The following is a 20,985-nucleotide window of genomic DNA, read 5'->3' on the forward strand; positions in this document are numbered from 1 at the left end:
ATTACATTCGCATTACATCGAATTCTGGATAACGCCTCTCAAAAACGGCTCACACACTCCATCGCAACCGCTTTGAACTCGGTGAAATGACGGCACGCGCAGAGTCGCGTCATCGCGCGTTCGCGCAGGAAGGTGACGAAGATATCGTAGATAGCCATCGCCTCTTCGTATTCACTCTTGCTGATGGCGAGCAAGAAGATCACGTGGGCCGTTTCATCGCCCCAGGCGATACCCTGCGGGGCGAGGATGGTGTAGACCACCGTTTTCTTTGCCAGCAGACCAAGGGCGTGCGGCAAGGCAATGCTGTCACCCAGCATGGTGCTGACGATGGCCTCGCGCTCAACCACCGAATCAAGAAACTCCGCGTCGACAAAACCTTCATCCTGCAACTGACGGCATAAGGTTTTGAACAACGTTTGTTGATCCATTGACTCGTCAATCACACGAAAATGGGCGGCATCGAAGAATTTGTTCAACATCCACGGACGGGTTCTGTCGACCAGCACCAGTTTGCCAATCTGCTCCAGCTGATAATCGGTAGGGAACGGCGCAATCATCACCACCGGCTTATCTTTTTCACCAATCCGCGCGGTTGAGATGACAAAATCTTCGCTGATGCTTTCCCGCTGTTCGTAGTCGCGAAGCGTTACGGTATCGACGATCTCTATCTGCGGATACTTACGCGCCAGTACCGCTTCAATCATCCGCGCCATCGCATTTCCGGCATCGCATACCAGCAGAACCTTCGGCTGTCTCTGGTAACCGATGTTGTAACTACGCTCCAGCCCGACGCCAATATGCAGCACGAGGAAGCCAATCTCATTTTCACTGATGGTGTACGGCGTATATTTTCCCCATCCCGAGACGGCGGCCAGCGTCATGTCCCACGCCATGGGGTAGTGCTGTTTAATATTTTCCAACAGCGGATTGGGGATCATTATCTGGTAACGCACCCGGGTGATCATCGTCTTAATATGCGTCAGCAGGTCAGCATGCAACTGTTTATCATTCAACAGGTTGTAGTTGTACTGGGTGTTGATAAAACGCAGGATGTAATTGACCAACGCTTCGTCATCATCCGCATTGATAGCACTGGGCGCGATCTCCTGAACCTGGCGGGCAGCAATATGCACCTGTAGCCAGTTTTCTTCGGAAACGGAAAGCGGTTTGTCTGCCAGGCGGTGCAGTACCGCCGCGATTTCCCGCGTGGCCAGGCACACCGATTGATCGGCCTCTTCTGCGGCAAAATCCGGGAGTGGATATCCTTCGCTAATCCGCCGTACCGCCACCGCGCAGTACAAGCGTAAAAACAGCTCGCCCTCATCGGTCAGACGAATATGGAAACGGGCAAAAATGTCCTGCAAAACGGGTTGCAACTGTTCAGGAAGCCCCGCATTCAGCGCTTCTTGCGTCACTAACGGATGCTGCGGATCCTGCTGCGCCAGCGTCCACATCAGATCGGTCAAACAGGCGCGGATCGCCATTTCGCTGCCGAACAGCTTCATGCCGTGACGGGGACGCGTTTCCAGCGTCAGATGATAACGTTGCAGATGCTCGCGCACCTCAGCCATATCGTTTTGCAGCGTCGCGCGGCTGATAAACCATTCATCAGCCAAATCTTCCAGCTTCAGCGAGAAAGCCGACGTCAGAAAACGCACCACCAGCCAGTGTATCCGTTCCTGGCTGGTGCGTGGGATGCGCAGCAACGTATTGGGCTGCTGCGTTTGCAGGGTGTGAAAGCTTGCCGGGTCGTCAATTTTGAGCTGATAACCATTACCCCGGCTGAGGACAAACTGTGCGCCGTACTGGGTGAGCAGCGTGTTTAGCGCGGTGATATCCGCCCGTACGGTGCGTGTGGAAACCGACAACCGCTGCGCCAGCTCGTCCTGTGGAAGCGCTTCGTTTTGCAACATGTCAAACAGCTGTGCTAAACGTTGGTTGGGGAATCGCACGTCAGTTTCCTCATCAGTCAGTTAGCCTACGCAGGCCCGGGTCATCGCCATCAGCTGGCGTACGTCGTCCGGACGAGTGTTACCACTCACCTTATCAATAATCGAACTATAGATGTGAGGAATGATTTTACTCACTCCGGCATCGAGGGCAATTTGCAGGATTTCAGTGAAATTATCCAGATCGATACCGCCGGTTGGCTCCAGCCAGAAGTCATGACGGGCGCAGGCCTGCGCGACCGCAATGTACTCGTCACGGCATTTCAGGCCGCCCATCGGGAAGTATTTAATTGAGCTACCGCCCATGTCTTTGAGCAGCGCAATCGCGGTTTCTACCGGCACAATACCGTCCGGCGACTGGCTGCTTAGCGGACCAGTGGAGATTTTCACCCTGCCCGGCGTGCCGGTTGGCGAGACCAGACCATTGACCACTGTCTCCTGCTGGCCCAGCAGCGCGCGACTGGTGGCCACGCCGGTAAAGACCTGATTGACATGCTGTGGCTGCACCTGACGGGAGATTTCACTGACCATCGCCGACTGGTTAGGATCGCCCGCCCCCAGCCCCACGGAGAGCGCATTGTCGATAAGGGCCGCGTATTCACGCATATCCGCTACCGCGCTTGCGACATCCGGGTAATTTTTTGACAACACGCCAACCAGCACGTGTCCTTCCGCCGCCGCATAAATATCCCGGGCATTTTCTTTGGAGCCTGCCAGTACGTTCAGGCAGACGCGGTCGCGATAAAAGTTAGGGGTCAGTTTCATGCGTTTTTCTCCTGCGAAATCACTTCACCAATTCGACGGGCCACAATCTCCAGCTGCGCGCGATCGACGCTGCGCACATCGGCTTCGATAATGCCTTCATTGGCTTTGTAACCACGGAAGTAAATCGCGTACTCCCCCTGTTTCAGCGCGTCGACCAGTTCCCCCGTGGCGATCCCGGTTACCGCTTCATCAAACTTAATTTCCGTGCGTGCGATGTCGCGCCCTGCACTATCCCACACCACGCGGGCGCTCACGCCGTTAAGCTGGTTCAACGCATTAATGAACGGCGTCATTTTCTCGACCATCTCCACGCCGCTCTCTTTCTGCGCGTTCAGATACAGTTCGATGGCGCAGGTCAGTCCAAGAATTCCCTCTTTGCCCACCTTCATCGCCCGGCCAATCCCCGCCGTCTGGCGCTTCACCCACTCAACATATTGGGTTTTACCAATCACCAGACCGCTGGTTGGTCCTTCTATCGCCTTGGCGCCGCTATAAATCACCAGATCTGCACCAACCCGGTAGTAGCACTGCAAATCCTCTTCCGCCGCCGCGTCCACTATCAGCGGCAGATTATGCGTACGCGCCACCACCGCAGCCTGCTCCACGCTGAGCATACTTTTCTGGACGCAGTGGTGAGATTTGATATACAGAATGGCCGCCGTACGCGGTGTAATGGCCGCCGCCAGCTGTGCCGCGGAACATTCGTTGGCATAACCGGCTTCCACTAACTTGCCGCCGCCAAGCGCTACCATGGTGCCCACCGGTGCGCCAAAGTTGACGTTGTGACCTCTGGGCAGCACGATTTCGTTGTTCTCGATGGGCGTGACGTGCAGGTTCTCCAGCAGCCAGTCGCTGTCTTTAACCAATACGCCAGCCACCGACAGGGCGATCCCGGCCGATGCGCAAGAGACAACCGTTGCCCCCTCCACTTCCAGTAATTTCGCGATGTAGTCGCCGGTTTTATTGACCAGGTCTTTCATCTCGAAATATTGGTTCATCCCCGCCATCGCGGCTTCAACCACTTCTGGTCGCGGCGTGGAAACGCCGAGCGCCGTCATGCGGCCGGAGGTATTAATCACCTGTTTTAAATCGTATTTCTCAAAAATCGAAGGCATGTTCCGCGCTCCCTTGTTCGGTCATATAACCCTTGCCCGCACGTATTGCGGCAAGCGGCACCAGCAGTTGTTCAGCCTGCAGGCTGTCGTTTTCTGCATCTACCAGCACGGTTGGCTGGCGCTTAAGCGTAAAGAGGGTTAAATCGGCATCCAGACCGATCTGCAGCCTCCCCTTCTGTTTCAGGCGCAGACCATCGGCGGCATTGGCGGTAACGCATTCAATGACCTGCGGAAGCGACATCCCAATGGCGAGGAATTTCGACATCACATTCGCCAGGGAATGCACCGGGCCGCTGATACGGTTACGACAGTAAATATCGGAGCTGATGGTGTGCGGCAAAATACCCAGTTCGATAGCGCGTTTTGCCACCGCAAAGCTCAGGCTGGCGGTGCCATGCCCAACGTCCAGACGCACGCCGCGTGAAATCGCCCGCGTCACTGACGCCCGCAGCTCGCCTTGCGGCGTCAGAATGCGATTCGGCTTACCGTTGTAACAGTGGGTAATGATGTCACCTGCGCTCAGGCGCTCGGCGATCTCATCCAGGTCCGGCGGGTTGTTGCCGATGTGCACCATCAGCGGCAGATCACCGTTCTGCGCTTGCATCGCTTTGGCGCGATCCAGCGGCGTGATGCCATTTTCACCGACTACGCTGCTGCTCATACGTGCCTTCAGACCGACGATAAAATCAGGGTGGCGTTTCACCGCCTCTCGCACCGCATCAGCGTCAATATTGACCATGTTGGCCAGCTCGTTCTGGGCAATAAGCCCAACGCGGGAGATATTCAGCAACGCGTACACTTCGGTGGCAGCTTCCCGGGTCAGGGTGTAAAAATCGTCGATGTCATCCGCTCCGGTGCTGCCCGCATCCACTACGGTAGTGACGCCGGTCGCAATACCAACGCTATCCGGCTGGTCGTGATAAATCGGGGATTTCGGGTAGCAATGAACGTGGGAGTCAATCCAGCCTGCGCTGACGTAGCACTCACCGCCCAGCTCGATGGTTTTCAGCGCCGGGCCATCAACGTCACCCAACGCCGCGATCTTGCCGTCTTTGAGCGCAATATCGCTCACCGTATCGTCAACGAGGCGCGCACGGCGCAGGAGTAAATCAAACATGTCTCTCTCCTGTTGAAATGGGGGCGGTCGTGTAGGCCTGATAAGCGCAGCGCCATCAGGCGTCATTGTCGGATGGCGGCTGCGCCTTATCCGGCCTACAACGACACACCATCAACTAATGGCAATCGGGAAAATAGACCCGAGGATCATTGCGCCGAGGATCGCCCCGCCGGTAATCGGTTTTTGCCACAGGTAAAACAGCAGCGCGCCTGCCAGAGAACCGATTCCGATAGGAATAGAAGCCGTCATCGCGCTGAGGATAATCAACGGTCCGAGGAAGCGTCCGGAGGCGTTACCGGCCCCCATCATGACGTCCGCACCGTAGGTCGAGTCACTCTGGTTGATGGTGAACTTACGCGCCAGAATGATGATGTAGCCAATCGCCAGACCAATCACCAGACCGGTGACCAGCGAGGCGGCGAAGTTGGCGACCGGGAAGATAATGCCCGCGCCCAGCAGCAGCGCCGGAACACCTAACCCAACCCCGGTCTGAATCGCCCCGCCGATATCCAAAATCCCCACCAGCGAACCTTCAATGATGCGGGCAAACAGGAAGCTTGCGCCAAATGCCGCCACCGCCCCGTAGGAGCCGGTGTCCATTCCCGCCTTCAGCATCGCCACAAAAGCCACTTCGTTAAATGCGCCAATACCGTACAGGTAGTACATGTGTGTTCCGGCAAACACGCCAGAGGAGAGCAGGCCCACAAAGATCGGGAACGACCAGTCAGCGAACCAAAAACCTTTATTCTGTTCCATGATGACCTCCGTTATTTGCCGCTGAGCGAGTTGTGGATAAGTTCGAGCCAGTTAGGCACGGTCAGATGGAAGGATTCGATCATCTTCATGTCGAAGCCACGGAAGAAGCCGCTCAGGACAAACAGCGCGACGATAGCCACCATCATCACTTTAGTGACGTGGTTCCAGCCGCTCTCTTCAACACCTTTGCCGATCAAAATGCCGAGAACCAGACCCGGAACGGCGTTACCCATGATCAGCTGCGCCGCGCCGCCAAAAACGGTGGCCCAGAAGCCAGATTTCTTACCGGCGTCGATCGCCGCCAGCCAGAAGATTACTGGCATCACGGTGTTAACCAGCAGGTTAGCCGCGGGCACCAGCACCTTGACGGCGGTAACCTGCAACGCTTCCGGTACGGATGATGCGGTGAGGTTCAGGAAGGTCACCACGATCATCCCGATAACGCCGCAGGCAATTGCCATGCGTTTGGGGTCGTGCAGCGTTTCACCGACGTTGCGATTTTTAATCATCAGCGCGGCGGCGCCCCAGTTGGGGATGATGCGATGGTCGACGTCCTGCGTGAACGCCCCCGCCGCAACAGAGGAAGCCCAGGCGTTAAAGAAGAAACCCAGGCCGAACGAGAAGTGAGAAGCCGGATCCCCTTCGCAGGAATTCAGTTCTCCCAGAGTACGAAACGCGCCCATCCCTTGAGTGGTAGGCGCATGAAACATGCGTGCAGCCCCAGCGCCGACACCAACGCCAACCAACGCGCCGATGATGAGCGATTTTATTAATATTATCAGGAACATAATTATGCCTTTTAATAGAAAAATCAGCGTTGCGTAACGAAATCCACCTTGTCGAGATTGATGGCAGTCACGTTGACGGTCACGTCCAGCTCCACGCTGAAAGTGCGTCTTTTCCGGCGCAAAAAGAGGAATAAAAACGCCTCTTTACGCACCGATTCACGCGCTTGAACAACCTGCACATCCTGTGGCTCAATACGCAGTAAGATATGCGGCGACGCTTTCATCACCGCAGCCTGAACGTGGTTCAGGGCATCGGCAAAGGCGCGAGCTTTGGTCTCGCCCTTACCCGTGACTCTCACCGTGGTGGTGAATTGCTCTTTCATGCTTAAGCGCCGTGTTTCTTTTGCCACGCCTGCACCAGGCGCTCGCCGAGCTCTTCTTTGTCCATAAAGCCGAATCCCAGTACGTTGCACCCTTCGTTGATGGCGGTTACCCCTTCATCGACCGAGCGCATGCCGTATTTCGCCTTGTAGCCGTATTTGGTCTGCGCTGTAATCGCTCCCGCACCACCGCTGCCGCAAAACGAGATACCAAAGGTGGCGTTTTCCGCTTTCATCACGTCACCCAGCTTCATATCTGCTGCAACGCCCGGCACCACAACGGCACGGCCACCCGCTTTCTCTACGCCTGCCGCCACTTTCTGGCCTTTACCCAGACGATCGCCAATCACTACGGTAATCTGTTCCATCTTTTGCTCCTTAAAGGTTGTCTTTCGCGACTTCGAAGTGCACCGACAGCAGCCAGGCCTCTTCCTCAGGAAGATTGCCAAACTCGGCGACCACGTCGCGGGCAAGCGCCATTGATTCGGCAGATATTTCATCAAACAAGCTGGCATCGACCTCTGGTAAGGGTTCACCCGTTACCGAGCGGTGCGCCATGGCGCGAACATGCGACGTCAGCATCTGTTCCTGTACGGCGTTGGGAATAATGTTGCGTTCACGCAGCAAGGCATACACCTGCGCCAGCATGCGGTCGGCCAGTTCCACCGATTCCCCCATGTCATTCATTACAGCTCCGTTATTCACTCGTCTTACCCCGTTAATGTCTCTGAGGGTAAATTAGCGACGGAGGTTATGAGTTTGTAGCGAGTTGTTTTCCACTTCGAAGTGGAAAGGTGTGCAGCGATAGTGATCTGTGCCGCAAAAAGAGCTGGAACCACGATTTATCACTGGAAGAATGTGATTGAGATCGCAATAGCGAGCAGAAAAATGGAAGGAAGTGCGAACAATGAACGGGCGATAAAAATGAAAAAATGTGATGGGGATAGCGTTTACTTATGGGACGTGCAGTAGCGGGGGGTTTTATCCGACCTACGGGTATGCAGGCCGGATAGCGCAGATTAGCGGAACTTCTTGTGGTTTTCGTTGCGCGTAGTTTTCAGCTCTTCCGCAACAGCTTTCGCCTCTTTAACTTTACCTTCGTTCGCCAGCTTCAGCGCGCCGTCGATCTGACCGATCAGCGTGTCAAAACCGTGACGGAAATCCTTCATCTCCGGGCTGTCCGGGGATTTGTTTTCCAGCTTCGGCGGCGTTCCCTTTTGCGCGTCCAGCGCAGCTGCACGCATTTTGGTTAACGCATCTTTCAGTTCAGTCGCATTATCCGTTTTTTCGACGATTTTCAGGTTGTCGTTGAGGATCCCCATATCGTCTTCAAGATCGGCTGCAAACGCAGAAGAACCAAGAACCAGCGTTGAAGCTGCGACGATCGCTAACAGGTGTTTACGCATTGCTCACTTCCTTTTTTATTATTCAAAAATAAACAAACGCCAGATACCCTCAATAATTCACGCCACAGCTTGAAGTATGACGGATATTATTGCCCGGCGATCTTCATCTCCGGCAACAGGACCGAACCACACTGAATATTACTGCGCGTTTCAATATCGTTGCCGACGGTGACGATATTCCGCCACATCTCTTTTAAGTTACCGGCGATGGTAATTTCACTCACCGGGTACTGAATTTCGCCGTTTTCGACCCAGAAGCCCGCCGCGCCGCGCGAGTAATCGCCGGTAATGCCGCTTACGCCCTGTCCCATCAGCTCGGTAACCACAAGACCTGTGCCCATCTCTTTGAGCAACTGCTCGAAGCTTAGACCCTGTCCCGGAATTCGCCAGTTGTGGATCCCGCCTGCATGACCGGTGCTCTTAAGCCCCAGCTTACGTGCAGAATAATTGGTCAGCAGCCACTGAGTCAGCACACCGTCTTTAATAATGTCGCGGCGTTCGGTCCGTACGCCTTCGCTGTCGAACGGTGAAGACGCCAGCCCTTTCAGCAGGTGCGGATGTTCTTCAATGGTCAGCCATTCCGGCAGAATTTGCTTACCCAGCGAGTCGAGCAGGAAGGTGGATTTGCGGTACACCGAGCCGCCTGCAATGGCGCCAACCAGGTGTCCGAACAGTCCGGTCGCCACTTCATTGGCGAAAATCACCGGCGCTTTCATGGTGGAAAGCTTACGCGGAGACAGGCGTGATAAGGTACGGCGAGCACAGTCAGCCCCCACCCACTCCGGCGTTTGCAGATCGCCCATCGCCCGACCAATGGTGTAGGCGTAATCACGCTCCATATCACCATTTTCTTCTGCGATTACGCAGCTGGAAAGAGAATGGCGCGTGGAGCAGTAGCCCTGCAGCATACCGTAGCTGTTGCCAAACACTTTGATGCCATAGTGGCTGTTAAAGCTGCCGCCTTCGGTATTGGTGATGCGTTTGTCGGCCTGCAACGCCGCCTGTTCAGCGCGGGCAGCCAGTTCGATAGCTTCGTCAGGGGTAACTTCCGCCGGGTGGAACAGGTCCAGATCGGGCGCATCAAAGGCCAGCAGTTCTTTATCTGCCACGCCCGCGCACGGGTCCGGCGAAGTGTAACGTGCAATGTCCAGCGCGGCCTGCACGGTGCGTGCAATCGCCTGCGGGCTTAAATCGGTGGACGATGCGCTGCCCTTACGGTTCTGGTGGTAAACCGTAATCCCCAGTGCACCATCGCTATTGAATTCGACGTTCTCCACTTCACCATAACGGGTGCTGACGCTAATACCCGTGGTCTTGCTTACAGCGACTTCCGCGCCATCCGACTTACCTGACGCTAATTCCAGTGCCGTCGAGACTGCTTCTTCCAGAATCTTACGCTGCGCTTCAACTTGTGAGATTACTTTCATCGCAAATGCCATAATGTAGAGAGAGTTTCTCTGAAGTCTAACAGAGAACCGTTTTTCAGTGCGCATCTTAACTGGTAACATTAGCCTCTTTTTTTAAGGAGCCTGACATGACTAAGCAGCCCGAAGACTGGCTCGACGACGTTCCCGGTGATGACATCGAAGACGAAGACGATGAAATTATCTGGGTCAGTAAAAGTGAAATAAAACGTGACGCCGAGGAGTTAAAACACCTGGGTGTGGAACTGGTAAAACTGGGGAAAAACGCGCTGGATAAAATCCCGCTCGATGCGGATTTACGTGCCGCGATTGAGCTGGCCCAGCGTATTAAGATGGAAGGTCGCCGTCGTCAGCTGCAGCTGATTGGCAAAATGTTGCGCCAGCGCGATGTTGATCCTATCCGTCAGGCGCTGGACAAGCTGAAAAACCGTCACAACCAACAGGTCGTTGTCTTCCATAAGCTGGAGCAACTGCGTGACCGTATGGTTGACGGTAGCGATGAAGCTATCGAAGAAGTGATGAACCTGTGGCCTGACGCCGACCGTCAGCAACTGCGTTCGCTGGTGCGTAACGCCAGGAAAGAAAAAGCGGGCAACAAGCCGCCAAAATCTTCCCGCCAGATCTTCCAGTATCTGCGTGAACTGGCGGAAAACGAGGCCTAACCTCTTCGTCCGCCGAAAGTGCCGGATGGCGGTGCAAATACCTTATCCGGCCTACGATCCGTTGTAGGCCCGGTAAGCGTAGCGCCACCGGGCATTTTTTTACTCTTCTTCTGCCTGAGCTTTCTTCGCCAGACCATCCAGCAGTTTTTGATGAATACCGCCAAACCCGCCGTTGCTCATCACCAGAATGTGATCGCCAGGCTGTGCGGTTTTCACCACCATATCTGCCAGTGCATCCACATCGCCGCTCCAGTGTGCCGGCTGAACGCAGGCTTCAGCGACTTCTGCTACCTGCCACGGAATGTGCGGGGGTTGCAGCAGGAACACTTCGTCTGCACGCCCTAACGACGGCGCCAGGTCATCTTTGCACAGGCCCATTTTCATGGTGTTCGAGCGAGGTTCCAGCACCGCGATGATGCGCGCCGTGCCGCCCACTTTACCGCGCAGTGCCGCAAGCGTTGCCAGAATGGCCGTCGGGTGATGGGCAAAATCGTCATACACCGTCACGCCATTGGCTTCACCGCGCAGCTCAAGACGGCGACGGGCGTTGATGAACGAGCCCAATGCATTGGCCGCATCCGCAGGCACGACGCCAACATGACGCGCGGCTGCAATCGCCATCAGGCCGTTGTGCATGTTGTGCTCGCCCACCAGGCCCCACTTCACTTCGCCGACTTTTTCACCGTCCAGCCACACTTCCCACTCGGAGGCATCGGTGGTCAGCTTTTTCGCCTGCCAGTGACCTTGTTCGCCCACCAGCTCTTGTTCGCTCCAGCAGCCCATCGCCATCGTCTGTTTCAGATTGATGTCATTTTCCGGGTAGATGATGCGTCCCTGGCCCGGCACGATACGTACCAGATGGTGGAACTGTTTCTGAATAGCTTTCAGATCGTCAAAGATGTCCGCGTGATCGAACTCAAGGTTATTGAGGATCAGCGTGCGCGGGCAGTAATGCACGAATTTAGAACGCTTGTCGAAGAACGCGCAGTCGTACTCATCCGCTTCAATCACGAAGAAGTCGCTCTCGCCGAGGCGCGCGGAAACCTCAAAGTTGCCCGGAACGCCGCCGATCACAAAGCCAGGTTTATAGCCGCAGGCTTCGAGGATCCAGGTCGCCATTCCGGCGGTAGTGGTTTTGCCGTGCGTACCCGCAACCGCCAGTACCCAGCGATCGCGCAAGACAAAGTCATGCAGCCACTGCGGGCCTGACATGTACGGAATGTTCTTTTCCAGCACCGCTTCCACGCACGGATTACCACGGGTCATGGCATTGCCAATGATCACCAGGTCCGGCTGTGGGTCGAGCTGGCTGGCATCGTAACCCTGAATCAGATCAATGCCTTGCTTCTCAAGTAAGGTACTCATCGGCGGATACACATTGGCGTCCGAACCGGTTACTTCATGACCGAGCGAGCGCGCCAGCATCGCCAGACCGCCCATGAAAGTGCCACAAATTCCCAAAATATGAATGCGCATACGTCACTATCCTTTTTTAATCTGGGGGCCATTTTACGCACATGTCCGGCAAGTGAGAAACGCATTTCAGGATATTCCGCAGTTTGCTGGCGCGATTCACCTAAGCGCAACAAAGGAAATATTTGTTAATATTGTTGCGGTCGCTTTACTCCACATAAATTGCAGGGAAAGTGTTATGAAAACGTTAGGTGAATTTATTGTCGAAAAGCAGCACGAGTTTTCTCATGCTACCGGTGAGCTCACTGCTTTGTTGTCGGCAATAAAGCTGGGCGCCAAGATCATCCACCGCGATATCAATAAGGCCGGTCTGGTCGATATCCTGGGTGCCAGCGGTGCTGAGAACGTGCAGGGAGAGGTTCAGCAAAAACTCGATCTGTTCGCGAACGAAAAACTGAAAGCTGCACTGAAGGCGCGCGACATTGTGGCGGGCATTGCCTCAGAAGAAGAAGATGAAATCGTCGTCTTTGAAGGCTGTGAACACGCTAAATACGTTGTGCTAATGGATCCGCTGGATGGCTCATCCAACATCGATGTTAACGTCTCTGTCGGTACGATTTTCTCTATTTACCGCCGCGTAACCCCAGTCGGCACACCGGTCACGGAAGAGGATTTCCTGCAACCGGGCAACAAGCAGGTTGCTGCAGGTTACGTTGTTTATGGTTCTTCCACCATGCTGGTGTACACCACCGGCTGTGGCGTACATGCCTTCACCTACGATCCTTCTCTGGGCGTATTCTGCCTCAGCCAGGAACGTATGCGCTTCCCGGCGAAAGGCAGCACGTACTCCATTAACGAAGGTAACTACATCAAATTCCCGAACGGCGTGAAGAAGTACATTAAATTCTGCCAGGAAGAAGATAAGCCAACCCAGCGCCCGTATACCTCGCGCTACATTGGCTCTCTGGTTGCGGATTTCCATCGCAATCTGCTGAAAGGCGGGATCTACCTGTACCCAAGCACCGCCAGCCACCCGCAAGGGAAACTGCGTCTGCTGTATGAATGCAACCCGATGGCCTTCCTGGCCGAGCAGGCGGGCGGCAAAGCCAGCGATGGTAAAGAACGCATTCTGGATATCACCCCAGAAAGCCTGCACCAGCGCCGCTCCTTCTTCGTGGGTAACGACCATATGGTTGAAGATGTAGAACGCTTTATCCGCGAGTTCCCGGACGCGTAATTATTATTCATCGCACGGACGTAGGCCGGATAAAACGCGTAGCGTTGCCATCCGGCCTACAAAATCCATCGTCCGGTTACGCTTTCTGTAGCTTAAATACGGCCATTGCTTCGATTAGCGCTGAAGACTGCTCTTCCAGCGAGCGGGTAGCCGCTGAAGACTGCTGTACCAGCGCCGCGTTTTGCTGCGCCGTTTCATCCATCTGAATCACCGCGATATTCACCTGCTCTATGCCGCGACTCTGTTCCTGGGACGCACTGGCAATTTCACGCATCAGTTTGGTCATACGCATAACCTCGGTCGCGATTTCATCCATGGTTTCGCCCGCCTGCTGCGCCAGTTCACTGCCTTCCCCCACATGGGTGTGCGAATCGCTGATTAGCGTACGGATCTCTTTGGCCGCCTCGGCGCTGCGGCTGGCCAGATTACGCACTTCACCTGCCACAACCGCAAAGCCCCGCCCCTGCTCACCAGCTCGCGCCGCTTCAACGGAAGCATTGAGCGCCAGAATATTGGTCTGGAAAGCAATGCCATCAATCACGCTGAGGATGTCGGCGATTCGGCTGGAACTACCTGAAATATCGCGCATTTTCTCGATCACATAGCACACCATTTCGCTACCGCGATCGGCGGTATCCGACACCGATTTTGCCAGCTGGTGCGCCTGTTCCGCGTTCTGCGCATTCTGTTTTACCGTAGCCGTGAGTTCTTCCATGCTGGCGGCGGTCTGCTCCAGCGAAGTGGCTGTCGATTCAGTGCGTTGCGCCAGATGCTGGTTACCGGCCGTCAGTTCACGACTGCCAATATCAATTTGCGAGCTGGCATCGCGTACGCGCTGTACCGAGTCGCCCAGCGCATGGCGCATGTCATCCATTGCCGCATTCAGGCGGTTGAATTCGGCGCTGGCCGACAACGCGGTAACCGGCGACAAATCCCCCGTTGCCAGACGTTCCAGTTGCTCAACCATGTTATCCAACGGTTTGAGAAACTTATTTCGCAGCATAAACCAAATGGCCGCCAGCAATGCGATAGCAGCCAACATCGCAGCGCTCATAATACCGTGATAAATCAACGAGGTAATGACACGGGTAGAAGCATATAGCCCCATACCACCGGTCAGTAACAGAAGGAACGTCAGCAGAGACAATAACACCAACAAACTTGATCGAATTGAAAGGGATTTTGGCATCGTTATATTTCCGGTTGTAGGGTTAAAACAGACCTGTACAGAACCTATCGACTACAACCGGAAAAAGTTTAGGTATTTAAATGTTTTGTGCAAAATCAGGATGTTACTTTGGTGTTGCCGCCGTACCCACTCGGGTAACCGGCGAGCTTTGACGATTTTCCCAAAGCACCGTCAGACCGCGTTGTAACGCTATAAAAATAAACAATAAAATGCCAATCGCGATCTTCGTCCACCAGGAACTTAATGTGCCGTCAAAATTAATGTAGGTCTGGATCAGCCCCTGAATAGCGACGCCAAACAACGTCCCCAACACTGTACCGACCCCACCGCTGAGCAGCGTTCCGCCAATCACAACTGAGGCTATCGCATCCAGTTCGACGCCAACGCCCGCCAGCGCATAGCCCGCCTGGGTGTAAATGGAAAAGACAATGCCGGCAAGCGTCGCAAGCCCGGTAGACAGCATATAAATGCGGATGGTGGTGCTGCGGGTTGAGATGCCCATCAGGTTGGCAGAGGTGGCGTTGCCGCCAATCGCGTAAACCTGATTACCAAAGCGCGTACGGTGCGCCAGGAATATGCCGATGACGACAACCGCCAGCATCAGCAATCCCATCGCGCTCAGGCGACCACCGCCGGGAATTTTCCATGCCAGGCTTGAGAGCGTGTCATAAACCGGATGGTTAATTGGGATGGATTCTTCTGAGATCAGATAGCTGACGCCGCGCAGGAAGAACATTCCCGCCAGGGTGATAATAAATGCCGGGATCTTCAGCGCATCAATCAGTAACCCCATAAACGCACCAAACGCGCAGCCCATCAGCAAAACCAAAGGGAACGCCAGCAGCGGGGAAATGCCCCAATAGCCAATGGCCTTTGCCAGAAATACGCCGGTAAAGGCGATCACCGAGCCAACGGAAAGGTCGATCCCGCCAGAAAGGATTACGAAGGTCATGCCTACGGCAATGATGCCCAGAAAGGCGTTATCGGTCAGGATATTGCAAATGACCCGGGTGGAAGCAAAAGCGGGAAACTGCGTCAGGCAGTAGAGATAACCCAGCACAAACACGCCGAGGGTGATCATCAGCGGTAAATTACGTTTTATCATGACCACGCACTCCTTTTATCAGGCTGATAAAGCGTTGCGACTGCACGACCAGCACACACAACACCACCACGGCTTTGACCACCTGATTCAGTTCCGGCTGGAAGCCCGACAGCAGAATCCCGGTGTTCATGCCCTGAATAATCAATGCGCCTACCACCGACAGCAGCAGGTTAAAGCGCCCGCCCATCAGCGACCCGCCGCCGATAACCACCGCCAGGATGGCATCCAGCTCCAGCCATAATCCGGCGTTATTGGCATCTGCCCCGCGAATATCCGCTGTGACGATAATGCCAGCGATAGCCGCGCACAGGCCGCTCAGCACATAGGTGAGCATCACGATAATGCGGGTGTTCACCCCGGCGTTTTTTGCCGCACGAATGTTGATGCCCACCGCTTCGATAAACATACCCAGCGCCGTTTTCCGCGTCAGCAGCCAGAACACCACCAGCGTGAGCAGTGCAATAATTACCGGCGTGGGGAATAGTAGGAGCGAGCCGCTGCCAAACCATGAAAGTTCTGGCGAGTTAAAGGTGACGATCTGCCCGGAGGTGATAAGCTGCGCCACCCCGCGCCCGGCCACCATCAGGATTAGCGTGGCGACAAACGGTTGGATCTTGAGGATGGCCACCAGAATCCCATTCCACAGCCCAGCCAGAATGCCGGAGCCTAAGGCGGCAAGCAGCACTACCGGCAGACTGTGCCCGGCTACCGTCATCGCCGCGGTAGTGGCGCCAGCAATAGCCATGACGGCCCCCACGGAAAGGTCGATGCCGCCGGTAGCAATCACCAGCGTCATACCAATCGCCAACAGCGCCACGGGCGCGGCACGGTTGAGAATATCAATCGGGCTACCGAACAGCCGACCATCCTGCAAAATCACCTGGTAGAAATGCGGAGCGACCAGGCTATCCACCAGCAGCACCAGCAGTAACGCCACCAGCTGTGGCATCCCCTTTGGCCAACGGAACCGCCGTTTAGACGGATTGGATTGAGGGAGAGATTGAGGCATCACCATAGTCTCCTTAGGCCGCAATGGCGTTCATGATCGCCGGTACGGACAGTTCAGCCAGGGGGATCTCGGCCACCTGTTTGCGATCGCGCATAATAATGACCCGATCGGCATAGCCCACTAACTCTTCCAGTTCGGATGAAATGACCAGCAGCGCCAGACCATCCGCGCACAGCGTTTCGATCAGACGGATGATCTCCGCATGCGCGCCAACGTCGATCCCACGCGTGGGTTCATCGAGGATCAGGAACTGCGGTTTGGTCAGTAACCAACGCGAGAGCAATACTTTTTGCTGATTGCCGCCGGAGAGAAATTCGATCGGCTGCTCAGCGTTCGGAGTACGAATACCAAGCTGGCGGATAAACCGCTCGGCAATCTCGTTTTGTTCTTTCCGTGGGATAGGCCGCAGCCAGCCGCGCTGTGCCTGCATTGCCAGAATGATGTTTTCCCGCACCGAAGCGGCGGCAATAATGCCATCCGTTTTGCGATCCTCCGGACAGAAACCGATCCCCAGACACGAAGCCTGATGTGGCGAGCGCAAAGTCTGCGGTTTGCCTTTGATCAGCGCACTTCCGCTGTCGGCGGGTTTAATACCGAAGATCACCTCCGCCGTTTCCGTTCGCCCGGATCCCAGTAGTCCGGCGAGACCGACGATCTCACCGGGACGCACCTGTAGATCAAATGGCGCGATGGTGCCTTTTTTGCCAAAGCCGCTGAATGCCGCCACCGGTTTATCACTCAGCAACGTGCGGCCCGCACGCTGTAGCGCATGGGTATCCAGTTCACGGCCCAGCATCATTTTGACCAGTTCGATCTGTGGCAGTTCTCGGGTTTCACGGCAGCCAACGAAGCCGCCGTTACGCAGAACGGTAATGCGATCGCTGACCTGATAAACCTGATCGAGAAAGTGGGTGACGAAGATCAGACTGACGCCCCGATCGCGCAGATGTCGCATCAGGCCAAACAGCATTTCAACTTCCTGGGTATCAAGGCTGGCGGTCGGCTCATCGAGGATCAGCACTTTCGCGGAGAGATCGATCGCCCGACAGATGGCGACGATTTGTTGCATCGCCACGGAAAAGCGGTTCAGCGGCTCGCGCACGTCGAGGGAAAAACCGTATGACGCCATCAGCTCCGTCGCACGTTTTTCCATCTGCTTGCGCCGGAGCAGGCCAAAGCGCCGCGGCTCACGGCCAATAAATAAGTTATCGGCAACCGACATATTGGGCAGCAGGTTCACTTCCTGGTACACGGTGCCAATCCCCAGTTGCTGGGCATGGGCGGTGTTTTTGGGGGAAATCGGTTGGCCTTCGAGCCAGATAGTGCCGCGATCGGCATGGTAAACGCCGGTCAGCGCTTTGATGAGCGTCGATTTGCCGGCTCCGTTTTCTCCCAGCAGCGCCATAATCTCGCCACGACGCAAGCTGAAATCCACGTTATCCAACGCTTTGACGCCGGGAAAGAATTTGCTTAATCCTTCGGTGCGGAGGATTTCCTGATGTTGGTCGGTGGTCATGGTTCCCCCTGCATCACGCCGGATGGCGCTACGCTTATCCGGCCTACAAAAGAGCGTAATGTAGGCCGGGCAAGCGCAGCGCCCCCGGCATTTTCATGAAGGCTTAGTAGCCCATGTTTTTCTTCTTCTCTAACTCTTCTTTTGCCGTATCCGGCAGATAGAGGATCGACTTGGTAATGGTCAGCTTCTCAGGCATCGTGCCGTCTTTTTTGAATTTCTCCAGCGCGTCGAATGCCGGGCCGGCCATATTCGGCGTCAGTTCGACGCTGGCGTTGGCTTCACCATCAATCATCGCTTTGTAGATATCCGGTACGCCATCGATAGAACCGGTGAGAATATCTTTGCCAGGTTTCAGGCCCGCTTCTTTGATCGCCTGAATCGCACCGATCACCATGTCATCGTTGTGGGCGTAAACCATGCAGATGTTCTTGCCGTTGTTTTCCGCTTTGATAAAGCTCTCCATCACTTCTTTCCCTTTACTGCGGGTGAAGTCACCGGACTGAGAGCGAATAATTTTGATGTTTGGCGCATTAGCGATAGCTTCAGCAAAGCCTTTCTTACGATCGATCGCCACGCTGGCCCCAACGGTCCCTTGCAGCTCAACGACGTTACACGGCTTGCCGTCCACTTGTTTAATCAGCCAGTCGCCGATCAATTTACCTTCCAACACGTTGTCGGCGGTGACGGTGGTCATATAGAGAGATTTGTCTTTTACATCGATGGAACGATCGAGCAAAAAGACTGGAATGTCGGCATCTTTAGCTTCTTTTAAAACCGGCTCCCAACCCGTTGCCACGACCGGCGCAATAAAGATGGCGTCGACGCCCTGCGCAACAAATGAGCGGACTGCTTTAATCTGGTTTTCCTGCTTTTGCTGGCCATCAGCGATTTTCAGCGTAATTCCCCGCTTTTCGGCCTCGCTTTTCGCGACGTTGGTTTCTGCGGCGCGCCAGCCGGATTCAGAGCCAACCTGCGAAAATCCTACGGTTAAAGGGGCTGCCATTGCCATAGACGACATGGCTGCCGAAACTGCTGTGACTAAAAGTAAGCGCTTCCACATAAGTGCGTCCTCGTAGGGTGATTATTGTTGGTTAATTAACCGTTGCGAAAAAACTATAGACAATTGAGCATGTAACGGATTGCGTTACATCACACTTCAAAAAAGTAAATAAAACGTTAATCACAACTTTGTAATCGCTTTCATCTCGCTATGAAAAATGTGGCTGAAGATATGGATTTTTCTGTCACGAGAGAGAGGTAAAAAGAAGAAAATGCACGCAGAGAAAGCGAAAACAAGCGGAGACATTCCGCGCGAGTTGGCTATAATACCCGCCACTTGTTTGCCATAGCTTATTTAAAGGAAACAGACATGAGCTTACTCAACGTCCCTGCCGGTAAAGACCTGCCGGAAGATATCTACGTTGTTATCGAGATCCCTGCGAACGCAGATCCGATCAAATACGAAGTTGACAAAGAGAGCGGCGCCCTGTTCGTTGACCGCTTCATGTCCACCGCGATGTTCTATCCGTGCAACTACGGTTACATCAACCACACCCTGTCTCTGGACGGTGACCCGGTAGACGTTCTGGTCCCGACTCCGTACCCACTGGAGCCAGGTTCAGTGATCCGCTGCCGTCCGGTTGGCGTACTGAAAATGACCGACGAATCCGGTGAAGATGCGAAACTGGTTGCGGTACCGCACACCAAGCTGAGCAAAGAATACGATCACATCAAAGATGTGACCGACCTGCCGGAACTGCTGAAAGCGCAGATCACCCACTTCTTCGAACACTACAAAGATCTCGAAGCGGGCAAATGGGTGAAAGTTGACGGTTGGGACAACGCTGAAGCTGCTAAAGCTGAAATCGTTGCTTCCTTCGAGCGCGCGAAGAAGTAAGTTCGCGTTAGCGTAAAGCCCTGAACGCCAGCCCCTGGTTAGTAAGGGTTTTTTAATTTCTACTTTCTTTTCCCCCTCCCCTTCGCTGTTTTCTTTTTGACCTACCAGATTGGGTAGTCACATTTCATTTATCTTAATTGCGAATGAGATTAGATCTCATTATCATTCTCAGCATGTAAATAAATGTGAATAAAAGTCAATGAACCTCCACAATGTGAAGTCCCTGAAACGCTATTCCTGCGTGGCTCTCGCCACAGCACTGTTATTTACCAGCCTGTCCAGCGTGGCGCAGACGCTACCTGAGCAAGATTTTCTGACCCGCGACGTTGGCAACGGCGTGTATGAACTGGCGGTTGATAGCCAGCAGAATGCGCTTTTTGCTGCCTCGTCGCCGTCGTTTGATAAAGATAAAACCAGCGGGCTTATCTATAAACTCGATCTGGAGAAACTCACCACGACTGAAGTTATCGAAACCAGCCGTCGTGCCTTTGCCACTGCCCTGGATGCAGAAAACCAGGTGCTGTATGTCGGCAACACGCTGGAGGGTTCGGTCACGCTCATTGATACCCGCAGCGGTAAAGAGCTGGCGATACTGCAACTGAGCGAAGCCAAAAACCCGAAAGAAATTGTCCATACCCGCGAAATGGTGCTCGATAAACAGCATCACCGCCTGTACGTTTCCGGCGTAGCTGAAAAGGGTATTGTCTGGGTGGTGGATACGCAAAAGCGCGAGAAAATCGCCACCCTTGAAAACATGGGCCAGTATCCGACCGGCATGGCCGTAGATGCCAATAAGAACCGCCTGTATGTCGTAAATGGCCGCAACGAACTTATTACGCTGGATACCACTAACCATCAAATTATTAACCGCTTTAGTATTGAGCCAGGCAAAAAACATTTTTTCCTGAATATTGCTTTGGATGCAAAAAATAATCGCGCATTCCTGACCGATCCTGATTTAGCGGATGTACTGGTTGTTGATATTAATACCGGTAAGGTTATTGCCCCCATTAAGGTTATCAACTCGCTGGCAGTGATATATAACGAAAAGCGCCAGGAAGTGTATATCACCCACCGTAATGCAAAGCGCATCAGCATTGTGGACAGCAAGACTTATCAGGTAAAACAAAGCATTGAAACCAATGCGTTACCTAACAGCCTGGCGCTCTCGTCTGATGCCAACACCCTGTATGTCAGCGTCAAACAGCCGGAAAAAATGACCGGTGTGAAGCTCGACTACGTGCTGAAAATCGACCTCTCCAAATATTAATAATTAAAAACGCTTCTGACACCTTGCAGCTTTTCTGGGCTGCAAGG

The 20,985-nt window shown here is 54.3% G+C and carries 21 protein-coding genes; 4 read left to right on the forward strand and 17 right to left on the reverse strand.

Translation table 11 applies throughout. From position 1 onward, the window contains the following. Positions 1-38 precede the first annotated feature (38 nt). The 11 genes from GHC22_RS20765 to pmbA all read right to left on the reverse strand — a co-directional run bounded on the left by GHC22_RS20765 (position 39) and on the right by pmbA (position 9,655). Positions 39-1,952: a BglG family transcription antiterminator gene (locus GHC22_RS20765; protein ID WP_153753850.1), complete on the reverse strand. Its 1,914-nt coding sequence runs from the start codon at positions 1,950-1,952 to the stop codon at positions 39-41. A 21-nt stretch (positions 1,953-1,973) separates the two neighbouring features. Further along, positions 1,974-2,714 carry a KDGP aldolase family protein gene (locus GHC22_RS20770; protein WP_071446755.1) on the reverse strand — a complete coding sequence of 247 codons (741 nt, stop codon included), beginning with the start codon at positions 2,712-2,714 and terminating at the stop codon, positions 1,974-1,976. Then, complete coding sequence (locus GHC22_RS20775; RefSeq protein ID WP_153753851.1) at positions 2,711-3,829, reverse strand: DgaE family pyridoxal phosphate-dependent ammonia lyase; 1,119 nt, start codon at positions 3,827-3,829, stop codon at positions 2,711-2,713. Before GHC22_RS20775 ends, GHC22_RS20770 begins: the two co-directional genes overlap by 4 nt. Beyond that, positions 3,813-4,946 carry an amidohydrolase/deacetylase family metallohydrolase gene (locus GHC22_RS20780; RefSeq protein ID WP_008786044.1) on the reverse strand — a complete coding sequence of 378 codons (1,134 nt, stop codon included), beginning with the start codon at positions 4,944-4,946 and terminating at the stop codon, positions 3,813-3,815. Before GHC22_RS20780 ends, GHC22_RS20775 begins: the two co-directional genes overlap by 17 nt. Before the next feature lie 111 nt (positions 4,947-5,057). Further along, a complete protein-coding gene (locus GHC22_RS20785) occupies positions 5,058-5,702 on the reverse strand; it encodes a DUF4310 family protein (RefSeq protein ID WP_003830379.1) in 645 nt (214 codons plus the stop codon). Positions 5,703-5,713: 11 nt separating this feature from the next. Beyond that, positions 5,714-6,490 carry a DUF4311 domain-containing protein gene (locus GHC22_RS20790; protein WP_003025764.1) on the reverse strand — a complete coding sequence of 259 codons (777 nt, stop codon included), beginning with the start codon at positions 6,488-6,490 and terminating at the stop codon, positions 5,714-5,716. Positions 6,491-6,513: 23 nt separating this feature from the next. Continuing rightward, a complete protein-coding gene (locus GHC22_RS20795) occupies positions 6,514-6,813 on the reverse strand; it encodes a DUF4312 family protein (protein ID WP_153753852.1) in 300 nt (99 codons plus the stop codon). 2 nt (positions 6,814-6,815) lie between these two features. Then, positions 6,816-7,178 carry an SFCGS family glycine-rich protein gene (locus GHC22_RS20800; RefSeq protein WP_003830384.1) on the reverse strand — a complete coding sequence of 121 codons (363 nt, stop codon included), beginning with the start codon at positions 7,176-7,178 and terminating at the stop codon, positions 6,816-6,818. 10 nt (positions 7,179-7,188) lie between these two features. Then, positions 7,189-7,497 carry a glycine dehydrogenase gene (locus GHC22_RS20805; RefSeq protein ID WP_003025758.1) on the reverse strand — a complete coding sequence of 103 codons (309 nt, stop codon included), beginning with the start codon at positions 7,495-7,497 and terminating at the stop codon, positions 7,189-7,191. Between the two features lie 332 nt (positions 7,498-7,829). After that, a complete protein-coding gene (gene cybC, locus GHC22_RS20810) occupies positions 7,830-8,216 on the reverse strand; it encodes a cytochrome b562 (RefSeq protein WP_003025756.1) in 387 nt (128 codons plus the stop codon). Between the two features lie 86 nt (positions 8,217-8,302). After that, positions 8,303-9,655: a metalloprotease PmbA gene (pmbA, locus tag GHC22_RS20815; protein WP_153753853.1), complete on the reverse strand. Its 1,353-nt coding sequence runs from the start codon at positions 9,653-9,655 to the stop codon at positions 8,303-8,305. Between the two features lie 95 nt (positions 9,656-9,750). Here pmbA and yjgA point away from each other — a divergent pair, with 95 nt between their 5' ends. Then, positions 9,751-10,302, forward strand: a complete 552-nt coding sequence (gene yjgA / locus GHC22_RS20820; RefSeq protein WP_008786039.1) for a ribosome biogenesis factor YjgA — start codon at positions 9,751-9,753, stop codon at positions 10,300-10,302. A gap of 99 nt (positions 10,303-10,401) precedes the next feature. Here yjgA and mpl read toward each other — a convergent pair whose 3' ends face one another. Then, positions 10,402-11,778, reverse strand: a complete 1,377-nt coding sequence (gene mpl / locus GHC22_RS20825) for a UDP-N-acetylmuramate:L-alanyl-gamma-D-glutamyl-meso-diaminopimelate ligase (protein WP_003830388.1) — start codon at positions 11,776-11,778, stop codon at positions 10,402-10,404. Between the two features lie 175 nt (positions 11,779-11,953). Here mpl and fbp point away from each other — a divergent pair, with 175 nt between their 5' ends. Further along, complete coding sequence (gene fbp / locus GHC22_RS20830; RefSeq protein ID WP_003830390.1) at positions 11,954-12,952, forward strand: class 1 fructose-bisphosphatase; 999 nt, start codon at positions 11,954-11,956, stop codon at positions 12,950-12,952. A gap of 76 nt (positions 12,953-13,028) precedes the next feature. On the opposite strand, the gene GHC22_RS20835 is transcribed toward fbp, so the two are convergent. The 5 genes from GHC22_RS20835 to ytfQ form a co-directional block, all read right to left on the reverse strand. Next, complete coding sequence (locus GHC22_RS20835; protein WP_153753854.1) at positions 13,029-14,141, reverse strand: methyl-accepting chemotaxis protein; 1,113 nt, start codon at positions 14,139-14,141, stop codon at positions 13,029-13,031. Between the two features lie 103 nt (positions 14,142-14,244). Further along, complete coding sequence (gene yjfF, locus GHC22_RS20840; protein ID WP_153753855.1) at positions 14,245-15,246, reverse strand: galactofuranose ABC transporter, permease protein YjfF; 1,002 nt, start codon at positions 15,244-15,246, stop codon at positions 14,245-14,247. Beyond that, on the reverse strand, positions 15,233-16,255 hold the full coding sequence (ytfT, locus tag GHC22_RS20845) for a galactofuranose ABC transporter, ATP-binding protein YtfT (protein WP_003830397.1): 1,023 nt from the start codon (positions 16,253-16,255) through the stop codon (positions 15,233-15,235). Before ytfT ends, yjfF begins: the two co-directional genes overlap by 14 nt. Before the next feature lie 13 nt (positions 16,256-16,268). Further along, a complete protein-coding gene (gene ytfR / locus GHC22_RS20850; RefSeq protein ID WP_153753856.1) occupies positions 16,269-17,771 on the reverse strand; it encodes a galactofuranose ABC transporter, ATP-binding protein YtfR in 1,503 nt (500 codons plus the stop codon). A gap of 103 nt (positions 17,772-17,874) precedes the next feature. Further along, positions 17,875-18,831, reverse strand: coding sequence for a galactofuranose ABC transporter substrate-binding protein YtfQ (gene ytfQ, locus GHC22_RS20855; protein ID WP_008786033.1), 957 nt, complete (start codon positions 18,829-18,831; stop codon positions 17,875-17,877). Between the two features lie 309 nt (positions 18,832-19,140). Here ytfQ and ppa point away from each other — a divergent pair, with 309 nt between their 5' ends. Both ppa and GHC22_RS20865 read left to right on the forward strand, forming a co-directional pair. Beyond that, positions 19,141-19,668: an inorganic diphosphatase gene (gene ppa / locus GHC22_RS20860; RefSeq protein ID WP_003025726.1), complete on the forward strand. Its 528-nt coding sequence runs from the start codon at positions 19,141-19,143 to the stop codon at positions 19,666-19,668. 199 nt (positions 19,669-19,867) lie between these two features. Next, positions 19,868-20,938, forward strand: a complete 1,071-nt coding sequence (locus tag GHC22_RS20865) for a YncE family protein (protein ID WP_153753857.1) — start codon at positions 19,868-19,870, stop codon at positions 20,936-20,938. Positions 20,939-20,985: the final 47 nt, after the last annotated feature.

The sequence above is a fragment of the Citrobacter sp. H12-3-2 genome, assembly GCF_009649895.1.
Taxonomy (GTDB): Bacteria; Pseudomonadota; Gammaproteobacteria; order Enterobacterales; family Enterobacteriaceae; genus Citrobacter; species Citrobacter portucalensis.